General features: G+C 71.6%; 11 protein-coding genes. 6 read left to right on the top strand and 5 right to left on the bottom strand.

All coding sequences use genetic code 11. The features are described 5' to 3' along the window. Window positions 1-136: NAD-dependent epimerase/dehydratase family protein (locus J7523_RS19245; protein WP_291890268.1), on the bottom strand; the 136-nt coding region annotated here is incomplete at its 3' end. Window positions 137-329: 193 nt separating this feature from the next. On the opposite strand from J7523_RS19245, the gene J7523_RS19240 reads away from it, so the two are divergent. The 6 genes from J7523_RS19240 (at window position 330) to J7523_RS19215 (ending at window position 7500) form a co-directional block, all read left to right on the top strand. Beyond that, complete coding sequence (locus tag J7523_RS19240) at window positions 330-1160, top strand: ABC transporter permease (protein WP_291890266.1); 831 nt, start codon at window positions 330-332, stop codon at window positions 1158-1160. Continuing rightward, complete coding sequence (locus tag J7523_RS19235; protein WP_291890264.1) at window positions 1157-2428, top strand: ABC transporter ATP-binding protein; 1272 nt, start codon at window positions 1157-1159, stop codon at window positions 2426-2428. The genes J7523_RS19240 and J7523_RS19235 overlap by 4 nt, the downstream gene beginning before the upstream one ends. After that, window positions 2425-2607: a hypothetical protein gene (locus tag J7523_RS19230; RefSeq protein ID WP_291890262.1), complete on the top strand. Its 183-nt coding sequence runs from the start codon at window positions 2425-2427 to the stop codon at window positions 2605-2607. Before J7523_RS19235 ends, J7523_RS19230 begins: the two co-directional genes overlap by 4 nt. A 32-nt stretch (window positions 2608-2639) precedes the next feature. Continuing rightward, window positions 2640-3425, top strand: a complete 786-nt coding sequence (locus tag J7523_RS19225; protein WP_291890261.1) for a rhamnan synthesis F family protein — start codon at window positions 2640-2642, stop codon at window positions 3423-3425. A gap of 68 nt (window positions 3426-3493) precedes the next feature. Next, on the top strand, window positions 3494-5566 hold the full coding sequence (locus J7523_RS19220; RefSeq protein ID WP_291890259.1) for a glycoside hydrolase family 99-like domain-containing protein: 2073 nt from the start codon (window positions 3494-3496) through the stop codon (window positions 5564-5566). A gap of 164 nt (window positions 5567-5730) precedes the next feature. Then, window positions 5731-7500: a methyltransferase gene (locus J7523_RS19215; protein WP_291890257.1), complete on the top strand. Its 1770-nt coding sequence runs from the start codon at window positions 5731-5733 to the stop codon at window positions 7498-7500. 36 nt (window positions 7501-7536) lie between these two features. Here the strand turns inward: J7523_RS19215 and J7523_RS19210 are convergent, their stop codons facing one another. The 4 genes from J7523_RS19210 to J7523_RS19195 form a co-directional block, all read right to left on the bottom strand. Further along, on the bottom strand, window positions 7537-9057 hold the full coding sequence (locus tag J7523_RS19210; RefSeq protein WP_291890256.1) for a DUF2142 domain-containing protein: 1521 nt from the start codon (window positions 9055-9057) through the stop codon (window positions 7537-7539). Window positions 9058-9153: 96 nt separating this feature from the next. Further along, a complete protein-coding gene (locus J7523_RS19205) occupies window positions 9154-10176 on the bottom strand; it encodes a glycosyltransferase (RefSeq protein ID WP_291890255.1) in 1023 nt (340 codons plus the stop codon). After that, complete coding sequence (locus J7523_RS19200) at window positions 10173-11498, bottom strand: hypothetical protein (RefSeq protein ID WP_291890253.1); 1326 nt, start codon at window positions 11496-11498, stop codon at window positions 10173-10175. Before J7523_RS19200 ends, J7523_RS19205 begins: the two co-directional genes overlap by 4 nt. 10 nt (window positions 11499-11508) lie before the next feature. Continuing rightward, window positions 11509-11758, bottom strand: a 250-nt coding sequence (locus J7523_RS19195; protein ID WP_291890251.1) for a hypothetical protein, incomplete at its 5' end; no start/stop codon positions are given.

Below are 11758 nucleotides of genomic sequence, written 5' to 3'. Positions count from 1 at the left end.
GGTCGAGGCTGCGCTCGTCGCCCGCGTACGTCAGCGCGTCGAGCACCGTGACGTGCACGTCCGGGCGCTCACGCACGGTCTGGTGGACGAAGTTGGAGCCGATGAAGCCGGCCCCGCCGGTGACGAGCATGCGCATGGCAGTAGGTCCTCATCTCGATCGGGAACCCTTAGTCTAGGGCGGGCGTTCGGCCCGAATGGGATCCCAGCGCCAGGTCCGCGCCCCAGCGGTGCGGGACCGGTGGCGAGAGAGCGCCAGGACGACGTGCCGCAGACTGCGGTGCGCATCTCACAGAGCAGGAGCGTCGCACGTGACGCAGGTCGATACAGGCATGAGCCGCGCCGTTCGCGAGGTCAGGTCCACCCCGCCGATCTGGCGCCAGTGGAACCTCGTGTGGAACTTCGCGCAGCGGGACCTCAAGTCGAAGTTCAAGGGTTCCGCGCTCGGGTGGGCGTGGTCGCTCGTGGTGCCGCTCGCCACGCTGGCCATCTACACCGTCGTGTTCTCGGTCGTCTTCAGGATGCCGCCTCCCCAGATGGGGTCGGGGCGTGACGGGCTCTTCGTGATCTGGCTCTTCGCGGGTCTGACGGCCTGGACCTTCTTCGCGTCCAGCATCAACGCCGGCATCAGCGGGCTCATCGGGACGGGCGCGCTGCTCAAGAAGATCTTCTTCCCGGCGTACGCCCCCGTGCTCGGTGCCATGGTGGCGCAGGGCGTGCAGAGCCTGATCGAGCTGGGCCTGTACCTGTGCGTGCTGCTCGTGCTCGGCAACCTCGGTTGGACCTGGCTGCTCGTCCCGTTCTGGGCGGTGCTCCTCGTCCTGTTCACCTCCGGGCTCGCGACGGCGCTCGCCGTCCTCAACGTCCACACGCGTGACCTCGCGCATCTCGTCGCGGTGTTCCTGCAGCTCGGGTTCTACGCGACGCCCATCATCTACACGCTCGACTACGTCCCCGCGGAGCGCTGGGGGCTCCCGTTGCGTGCCATGGTGGAGTGGAGCCCGATCAGCCTGTTCGTCGAGACGCTGCGCGACCTGACCTACGGGCTCGAGGTCGGCAGCGGAACCGCGTGGTTGGGGATGGCTGCCTGGGCGGCCGCATCGCTCGCCCTCGGGGCGTGGGTGCACCGGCGTCGGGGCGGGGACCTGGGGGAGGAGCTGTGAGCGCCGTGGAGCGTCCCGCGATCCGGGTGGAGCACCTGAGCAAGTCGTTCGCGCTGCACACGGAGAAGCGCAACTCGTTGAAGGAGCGCGTCGTGCGCGGCCGCGGCTCTCGTGGCGGACAGTTCGACGCGCTCGACGACGTGTCGTTCGACGTCCCTCGCGGGACGACCGTGGGACTCGTCGGCCACAACGGGTCCGGCAAGTCGACGCTGCTCAAGATCCTCGCCGGGGTGTACCGCCCGACGAGCGGCGCCGTCCTCGTGGACGGTCGGGTGTCCGCACTGCTGGAGCTCGGCGCGGGCTTCCACGGCGAGCTCACGGGGCGCGAGAACATCTACCTCAACGGCGCGATCCTCGGGCTGACCAAGCGCGAGGTCGACGCGGCGATCGACCAGATCATCGAGTTCTCCGGCCTCGGGGACTTTATCGACTCCCCGGTGAAGATCTACTCGTCCGGCATGTACGTGCGCCTCGGCTTCGCGATCGCGGTGACCGTCGAGCCGGAGATCCTCATCGTCGACGAGATCATCGCGGTCGGTGACGAGGAGTTCCAGCGCAAGTGCTTCGACCACCTCTTCCGGCTGCGCAACCAGGGCACCACGATCGTCCTGGTCACGCACTCGATGGGGCTCGCCGCAGAGCTGTGCGACTCCGCCGTCTGGCTCGACCACGGCGTCGTGCGCGCCATCGGTGCTGCGCCGGAGGTGATCGACCAGTACCTCGCCGAGGTCAACCGTGCGGAGGCAGCCAACGTGCCGGCCGCGGCCGGCACGCCCGAGGTCGACACCCCCGAGGGAGTCGCACGCACCGGGTCCGGAGAGGTCCGCGTCAGCGGTGTCGAGCTCCTGGGTGCGGACGGCGCGCCCGTCTCGGTGCTGCTCACCGGGGAACCGCTGACGGTCCGCGTCTCCTACGAGGTGCACGAGCCCGTGTCGGAGGTGTCGATCGCCCTCGGTTTCGTGCACGAGAACGGCGTGGGCATCGCCGGGACGAACACCCGCCAGCACGGGCCGCGCGTCGACCTCGAGCCGGGGCGCGGGTACATCGACTACGTCTTCGACGAGCTCCCTCTCCTCCCCGCCAACTGGCGGCTCTCGACCGCCGTGCGCAGCCGCGGACACACGTACGACCATCTCGACAAGGCGTTCCCGCTCGCGGTCCGCGCGCAGGGCGAGGTCGAGAACGGCGCAGTGCGCCTGCGCGGGACGTGGCACGCGCCCGTTCACCTGGGCGCCGACGCCACGAGCGACCCGGTGGTGTCGTCGTGAGCGCGGCGTCCGAGGACGACGTCCGCGAGAACGTCGAGCTCGCAGCGCTGCGTCGCGAGCTCGACGTCGTCCGCGGGCAGCGAGACGCGGCGTGGGTCCAGCTGGAGCAGATGCGTCGGAGCACCGTCTGGCGTCTGACGTGGCCGTTGCGGCGCCTGCGCTGGGTGGGACGACGGTGACCGCAGGTGGCCGTCCGGCCGTGGTCCGACGGATGGTTGCCGGTGCGGTGCGTGTCGAGGTGGACGGCGGACGTGCTCCGGCCGACCGCGTCGCCGTGCTGGTCCACCACGCCGAGCGGGCGCCCGTCGCGCGGTCGTTCCGGGAGCTGGTCGCGACGTTCGTCGCCGGGGGCTACCGGGTGGTGGTCGTCTCGAGCTCGCCGGCGCGGGGGCCGCTCGACTGGGGGGGCGACCTGGCCGAGGGCGTCACGGTCCTGCGCAAGCCCAACGTCGGGTACGACTTCGGCTCGTGGTCGGTCGGCCTGGCGCACGACCCCTCGATCGCGCGTGCGCGGCACGTCGTGCTCGCCAACGACTCGCTGGTCGGTCCCTTCGCCGACGTCCGGCACGTCCTGGCCGCGGGGGAGGCGTCGACCGCCGACGTCTGGGGTGTCACGGAGACGGAGCAGTTCCGCCGCCACCTGCAGAGCTACTGGCTCGCGTTCCACGGCGGGGTGCTGACGGAGCAGCCGCTAGCCTGGTTCTACGCGAGCGTGCGCCACCACGAGGACAAGCAGCGCATCATCATGCGCAACGAGCTCGGGCTCGCGCGGCTGCTGCAGCTCGAGGGCTTCAGCACCGACGCGCTGTTCCCCGCGCGCAGCGTCGTAGACGCAGCCGACAACCCCACGATCGCCGGGTGGGAGAGGCTGCTCGACGCCGGTCTTCCGTTCGTGAAGCGCGAGATCAGCAGGCGCCCCGAGCTGGCGCCGCGGGGGGAGGCGATCGCGGACGAGGTGCTGCGACGGTACGGGACGAGGATCGACGAGTGGCTGTGACGCCGCGGAGGGCAGGGCGGATGACGACGAGCAGGTCGCGACAGGTCGGGACCGCGGGGAGGACGCTCGTGACGGCGCCCGTGAAGGCGGCCGTGAAGGCGCTGACCGGCAGGGAGCTCACGCGTGCGGCCCTGCGGGGCCGGGTGCAGCGGGTGCGGATCGCGCTCGGCGCCCGCATCGCGGGGACACGGCCGCGGGTCGCCGAGACGGGTGATGTGACGAGCATGTCGTCGTGGCTGCGTCGGCGCCGCGGCAGGCAGTCGAACCTCTTCCCCGACGCGTGGCGCGTGCACGAGGCGCTCCCGTTCGCCGAGCCGTCGCGTGTCGCCGTCCTCATGCACGTGCACTTCCCCGAGCTCGTCGACGAGCTCGTCGCGCAGCTCGCGCACGTGCCGGTACCTTTCGACCTGCTCGTGACCAACAGCTCGGGGCAGACCGTCGAGGTCGACGCCGCGGCCCTCGACCGGCTGCGCAACGTCGCGGTCCTCCCCTGCGCGAACCACGGTCGTGACATCCTCCCGACCGTCTCGGTCGTCAACGCCGGCCTGCTGGACCCGTACGACCTCGTGCTCAAGGTCCACACCAAGCGCAGCTCGTGGCGTGCTGGCCACGCCGAGCTGGGCGGCGACGGCGAGGCGTGGAAGGCGTCGTTCCTCGAGGCGCTGCTGGGGTCGTCGGAGAACGTGGCCCAGATTCTGCAGGCGTTCGCGACCGACCCCGACCTCGGTGCGGTCACGGCCGACGGCAGCGTCCTGGGGCCGGACTTCTGGGGCGGCGACGAGCAGATCGCGCGCGAGCTGCTGCAGCGGCTCGGCCTCGAGCTCGACCGCGACGCCCTGCGGTTCCCCGCCGGATCGATGTACTGGGTGCGCGGCATCGTCCTCCAGGGGCTGCGTTCGCTGGCCATGACGCCTGACGACTTCGCGGAGGAGGCCGGCCAGGTCGACGGCACGGCCGCGCACGCGGTCGAGAGGCTCGTCGGCGTCCTCTCGGCGGAGGCCGGGCTCGCGGTGCTCGAGCGCGCCGACGTCCCCGCGGCGCAGGCGTCGCTGTCGCGGTACGAGCCGGGCGAGCCCAGGCCGCGCCGGATCCGCGCCGTGCCCTTCTACCTGCCGCAGTTCCACGCGACACCCGAGAACGACCGTTGGTGGGGCGAGGGCTTCACCGAGTGGCGCAACGTCACCGCGGCCCACCCGGTCTTCCCCGGCCACGACCAGCCGCGCCTGCCGTCGGCGCTCGGCTTCTACGACCTGCGTCTGGACGAGGTGCGCGAGGCGCAGCACGAGCTCGCTTCCGCCTTCGGCGTCGAGGCGTTCATGTACTACTACTACTGGTTCGCGGGGCGTCGGCTGCTCTCGATGCCGATCGAGAAGCTGCACGCCGGGTCGACGCCCAAGCAGTACTGCGTGATGTGGGCGAACGAGAACTGGACGAGACGGTGGGACGGTAGGTCGTCCGACATGCTCATCGGGCAGGACTACGACGAGGTGCCGGCGACGCTGTTCATCGACGACGTCATGGACTTCCTCAAGGACGAGCGCTACCTGCGCGTCGACGGACGTCCCGTCCTCTCGGTGTACCGGATCTCGCAGATCCCGGACTACCCCGCCGTGCTCGAGCACTGGCGGCGCCGCGCGCGGGAGGAGGGCGTCGGTGAGCTCTTCCTGCTCAACGTCGACGTCGCCCGCGAGTTCGACGGGCTCGACCGCGACGCTGCGACCGCCGGTCTGGACGGAACGCACTGGTTCCCGCCGCACAACCACCGCTGGGACTGGATCGACTACGCCGACCTCGGCGCCGAGCCGGAGTTCGCCGGGAACCTGCTGGGCTACGGCGCGCTCGTCCGTGACGCTGAGAAGAGGCTCACGCGTCTCGACGCACGGACATACCCGGCTGTCATGGTCGACTTCGACAACACAGCCCGGCGGCAGTGGCGGGCCGACATCTGGTACGGATCCAACCCCTACACGTTCCGGCGGTGGCTCTCCGCCACCGCGCAGGCGGTAGCCGACCGACCGGAGCAGGAACGACTGGTGTTCGTGAACGCGTGGAACGAGTGGGCGGAGGGCACGGTGCTGGAGCCCACCGCGCGACACGGTTACGGGTACCTTTGCGCAGTACGTGACGTCGTGCAGGGGTGATGTCCGCAGCCGGTCCGATGACGAAACGGAGTTCCATGTCTGGCGACGCCACGAGCTCGACGCCTCTGCGCCTTCTTCCCCACTCGGTGGTAGACGGGGTGCGTGTGCTCCGGGAGACGGGAGCCACCTGGCTGGACGGTTCGGAGGGAGTGCTCTTCGACCGTATGCGTGAGGGCGACCTCCCGCTCGACTCGCTGAGCGACGAGCTGTTCGCGACGGCGGAGTCCTGGCCCGAGCGTTACCACCTTTCGCCGTCGCGCGCGAACGTGCTGCGAGCGCTCGACCTGCCGACCGAGGCCACGGTGCTCGAGGTCGGTGCGGGGTGCGGTGCGATCACCCGGTACCTGGGTGAGACCTGCGCGCACGTCGACGCGCTCGAGCCGACGTTCGCCCGCGCCAGGGTCGCTGCGGAGCGGACTCGTGACCTCCCCGGCGTGGCGGTGGTCAACGGCGAGGTCGTCGACCTGCCGGCGGAGAGCGCCTACGACCTGGTCGTGGTGGTCGGTGTCCTCGAGTACGTGGGGGGCGGCGGTGCGGACGACGCGCCGTACGTGGACTTCCTCCAGCGGTTGCGTGGCGCCCTGCGGCCGGGTGGCAGGCTCGTGCTCGCGATCGAGAACCCGCTGGGCGTCAAGTATCTCGCTGGTGCGCCCGAGGACCACTCGAACCAGGTGTTCCACTCGGTCGAGGGGTATCCGGTGGACGGCCCAGCGCGGACGTTCTCGCGCCGGAAGCTCGCAGGGCTCGCCCACGCTGCCGGCTTCGAGCAGACCGACGTGCTGGGTGCGTTCCCCGACTACAAGCTGACGCGCGCGGTGCTGTCCGACGGGTTGTACGAGCACGCACCGGGGCTCGCGGACAACCTCCCGGCGTTCCCGAGCCCGGACTGGACCACACCGCGCCCTGTGCTGCTGGACGAGCAGGCGCTCTGGGGCGAGCTGGTCGCGGCTGGCGTCGGGCCCGAGTTCGCGAACTCCCTGCTGCTCATCGCGGGCACGGGTGGCGACCCCGCCCCGCTGTGGCCCGAGGGCCGTCTCGCCCGGTACTTCTCCCTGCACCGGCGACGGGCGTTCCAGGTCCGCAAGACTGTGCACCGGCAGGCGGACGCCATTCAGATCACGAGCGAGCTGCTCGGCAGCGGCTCACAGGACGGCCTCACAGTCCTGCCCTACAGCGAGCCCTACGCCGCCGGGGCATCCTCGTTGGCGGAGCTGGCGCTCGCCGACCCTGAGCGCCTGGACGAGCTCGTCATGGCGTGGGTCGAGCTGCTGCGCACCCGGGCCGTCGACGCCGCTCCCGAGACGCCCTTCGACGTCGTCCCGGGCAACGTCCTGCACAGGGATGGCGACACGTGGATCGTGGACGACGAGTGGCGCGCTGCGGACGTCACTCTGGACGAGGTGGTGCTGCGTGGCGCGCTCATCCTGGCGCGGGACCTGCTCGAGGTGGCGCCCGCGGACCGGTGGGGCTGCATGGATGGCGACGCCCTGGTGAGCCACATCGCGCAGGTGGCCGGGCTCGACCCTCTGACGCCGGACGACGTCGCCGCCGCCGTCGAGCGGGAGGCCCTGCTGCAGGCCCGCGTGGGTGGCGGGGCGCCGGGCTCACCCGCCCACGCCCGCGCGCGTGCCGAGGTTGAGCGTGAGATGCGCCGACAGCTGGCGGAGCCCGTGTCCGGAGTCCGCGAGGAACGGTTGTGGGACGCTGCCGACCGGCTCCAGCGGGAGGCCATCGAGGCGCGTGACCTGCTGCTCCCCACGGGCGAGCAGCTGGAGGAGGCGCGTGCCGAGATCGTCGCGCTCCGCGCAGACCTCGAGCGCGTCCGTGACGACCTCACGCGTGTGCTCGAGACGCCCGGGGTGCGGTCGAGCCTGACGATCGCCCGCAAGCTGGGTCGTTCACCCGGCGTCCCCGAGATGCCGGCGGAGCGCTAATCACGAGGACGTCGTCGAGGACCCGGGACCAGCTTGTCAGGCCGCGGTCACCAGCTCCTCGACGTCGTCCGGGCTGACCGCTGCCCGCAAGGGAGACGTTGCGCGCATCCGGCGGACGGCGACGACGATCGCCACGGCGACCAGCGCGGCGTAGAGCGCGACGGCGGGGAGGAAGCCGAGCGGCGACTCCCACTCCGGTGCGAGCGCGGACCAGCGCCCGCCGAGCCCTTCGGCGTAGCGGCGAGACGCCCAGTAGAACGCGGCGACGTGCCCGAGGCCCAGCAGGGTGACCGCGAGCGTGAGCATACGGTCGACCAGCCAGACGGTCTCGCCCCGCAGCGACGTCGTGAGGACGCTGGCGAGGAGCGGGAGCCCGACAGCGATGGGCAATGTGTAGCGGCCCTGCCACACGATGCCCGCGGCCTCAGCGGTCGGGACCGACAGGGCGACCGGCACGATCAGCACGGCCACCAGCAGCAGGAGGACGGCCGCCCGTGGCCGGCGGGCGCCGCGCTGGGCCAGTGCCAGCAGGACGAGCGAGCAGGCCGCGGTGTTCCAGGCCAGGACGGTGAGGTACGGGGACGGGGTGTCCAGCCAGCCAAAGTTGCCGATCATCTGCTCGACCAGCGTTGCCGTGGACAGCAGCACGACGGCGACCACGAGCTTGGGCTCGCCGTACTCCGGGAAGAGGTCGCGGGTCGTCACGATGTTGTCGTGCGACACCACCCAGGCGATCGCCGTAACGGCTGCTGCTGCGGCGGCGGCGGCGGACAACCACAGCGCCCGCGACCGGGCCAGGGCGGCCACGGCCCCGGGGCGCGCCGCCACGACGGCGGTGGCGAGCGCGATCAGGGCCCAGAGTGGGCCCGAGGAGCGGAGGTTGACGAGGATGGCCCCCGACACGACCGCCTGCACGAACCACGACGTCGGCGGCGGAACGGAGACGTCCGCGTCCGAGCGACGCCGGGCGAGTGCGAGGCACGCGCTCCAGAAGCTGAGCGCCACAGCGATCTCGAGCCCGTTGGGGTTGACTGAGCCCATGATGAACAGGCACATCGGGGTCAGTGCGACACCGACACCCCAGACCGCGCGCCGCGGCGCGATCTGTGCCATGCGTCGGACGCCCCACGTGAGGAAGAACGCGCAGAGTGCAGCGCTGACGAGTCGCATGGCGTAGACGGCCGTCTCCTGCTGCAGAAGCGTGCTGACCCAGCCGACGAGCGCGTAGTACAGCGGGGGGTACTGCCCGGCGTAGGTCCCTACCTGCTCGAGCTCCGCGCGGCGGTCGTCCAGCGGCCGCGTACAGTCCGCCGCCTGCTCACCCTCGAACCGGAAGCAGTTCGGGTAGTCATCGAGGTCGGCGATGTCCGAAGGGACCTGGACCCAGGTGGGCGCGCCGGGTTCCGAGGTGTCGGCCGGCGGTGGTCCGAGCTCCCCGCCGAGCTGTCCGCGTGCCACGGCTGCGGCCTTGATCACGTGGCTCGGCTCGTCGGGCACCGCCATCAGGGGCGTGGTGAGGGCCCAAGTCGCCAGCATCGCGAAGAGCAGCAGGAACACGGGGACCCAGTGTCGCGACGGGGAGGCCGTGGCCGGGCGGCTCGGGTGCAAAAGTACTCTCCCGTTCGGGTGGGTGTGGGCGGCGGTGGCGGTCCGTCAGAGGAGCCGGCGAGCGGCGCGCCACCAGCCGGCGAGCACAGCCTGCAGCAGCCCGCCTCCGGGGGGGAGCGGGAACTGGGCGGGGTCGAAACGCGTCGAGAGCAGGTGCGCCAGCTCGCGGTCCGGGACCAGGCGCGCGGCCTGCACCTCGCGACGCCGAGCACGGACCCAGCGGAGGTGCCCGAGCACCCATCGCCAGCCGGCGACCTTCTGCCGGCCCCAGCCCTGCGCGACCGCGACCGCGGTGATCGCCACCTCGAACGCGAGCAGCGGCAGCGCGAGCAGGGCCAGGAGGCGTCCGGAGTAGCAGGTGGCGAGGAACAGCAGCCGGTTGCGCTCGACGAGGTACATCTTGAGCGGCGAGCGACTGAACTCGTAGTGGTGCACCGCGCGTGCTGTGGGCACGTAACGGACGCGGAGCCCGCGCTGCCAGGTGCGCCAGCTCAGCTCGAGGTCCTCGAGATAGGCGAAGTACTCTGGGGGAAAGCCGCCCAGTTCCGACCAGGTGGACGTGCGTGCGGCCATCAGCGCACCCGTCACCGACGGGATGTCGGTGGGCGTGGCGTGCGCCTCGGCTGGATCGCCCATGTGGCCCGCCCAGGAAAGCCCGAGGACGTGCACGGGGTTGCCGACAGAGTTCACGACGTCCGGGTCCTCGCCCAGCGTGACCAGTCCGCTCACCAGGCCGGTAGCGGGTTCGTCGAGCGCCTCGGCGAGCGCCCGCACGGCGCCCGGCTCGACGATCGCGTCCGAGTTCACGAGGACCAGGACCGGTGCCGTCGCCCTGGAGGCGCCCAGGTCGACTCCCCCGGTGAACCCCAGGTTCCGCTCGGGCGTCACGACGTGGACGCGCGGGTCGGCGGGGAGGGTGGTGACCGCGTCCGTCGTGCACCCGTTGTCGACCAGGACCAGCTCCACCGTGACGCCCTCGGAGTCCAGGACGGCCGCGACGGCGTCGTGCAGGTACGGCTCGGCGCCGTAGGCCAGCATGATCGCGGTGACGTGACGCGCGTCGGTCAAGGACTCTTCTCCTGGGTGGTGGTTCCGGGGATGCCCGCGGTGGGGACGGGCTGCGTGGCGTCGGCCCAGCCCCGCATGACGTGACGAAGGGCTAGGGCCGCTACCACGAGGGCGGTCGCGGAGCCCGCGGTCAGGGCGAGCGACACGCGGAGGGCGAGACCGAGGGGGACGACCAGGCAGAGGAGCAGGCCGACGAGCCCTGCGGCCCACACGCAGATCGCCCACCCGTCACGCGCCAGCGCGAGCATGGCCTGGACGATCACCTGCACGAGCATGAAGAGGATCGCTGACGCCGCGAGCACCACGATGACGGTGCGGTCGACGTCGAACTCAGGGCCGAAGAGCAGCCGCACGGCGGCCGGGCCGACCACCGCGGTCGCGCCGATCCCGAACGCCCCGATCACCCCGGTGAGAAGCAGCGCCGTGCGCAGCGAGGAGCTGAACCGGTTGCGCTCGTGGCGTGCGACGTAGGCCGCCAGCTGCGGGAGGAACACCGCTTGGACCGCGGCGAACAGAAACAGCGGGATCCGGGCCACGGTGAGGGCGTTCACGAGCTGTGCGGCGGTCGCGACCTCGTCCGCGCGTCTCAGCAGCTGCGCGGCAACCGGACCCGCGTTCGCGAGCAGCTGCGAGCCCAGGGACGCCGCGACCAGCGCACGCATCGTGGTCGAGACCGGTTGCGGGTCCTCGTCGCGCGTCAGGAGGCGACCGGCGAGCGTCAGCGCAAGAGCGGTGGACATCAGCGGCGCAGCGGCCAGGACCGCGCCGTAGGCGGTGGCGGACCGGACGTCCAGCGCGGTGAGAACGAGGACGCCCACAATGCGCAGCCCTCCGTCGAGAGCGAGCTGGATGCCGTAGCGCGGGAACCTGCCGGTGCCCCCCAGGACGCCCCGTGCGAGGTACGCGACCGCCATGCCGAGCAGCGCGAGACCGAGGACCGCCGTCATCCCGGTGACGTCCTCGAAGAACGTCACCTCGAGCCACCGCCCCGCGACGATCAGCACGATCGCGACCAAGGCGAGCGATCCCACCACGTACGTCGTGGGTCCTCGCAGAGCGCCGGCGGTGGCCCGTCCGCGTGATCGCAACGCCGACACCTGCCGCGACGCCTCCTGCTCGACGGGCAGGTAGAGGCCGATGCCGACCGCATTCAGCAGCGTGAAGAGCAGAGCGAGCGCCGTGTAGCCGGGACCCTCGCCGAGGGCTCGCGCGCACAGGGCGAGGAAGGCGAAGGACGCGAGCCCGTAGACGGCGATGCCACCGCCGACCCACAGCACGTCCGTACCGAACCGGCGTTCCCGGGGAGCGTTGCCGGTCGACACCTGCGGCACTCTAGCGGACCCCGGGGGCCTGCGAGGGCGGCGCGGTGAGCGGCCCCGTCCGGCCGAGGACGCCGTCGCGGAAGCCGCGCAGCAGTAGCCGCGCCCTGGTCCGACGAGGCCGGACGGCCAGCACGTAGAAGCCGGTGTACTTCGTGATCCACGCGAGGTAGCCCACGCGCCACGCCACGGGCAGCAGGCCCGAGCGCACCAGCAGCACGGTGTTGCGCGCCATGTAGTAGTTCCGCACGGGGGAGTGGATG

Origin of the sequence: Cellulomonas sp., from assembly GCF_017744555.1 — a bacterium.
GTDB lineage: Bacteria > Actinomycetota > Actinomycetes > Actinomycetales > Cellulomonadaceae > Cellulomonas.
This window is presented reverse-complemented; position numbering and strand designations above follow the sequence as displayed.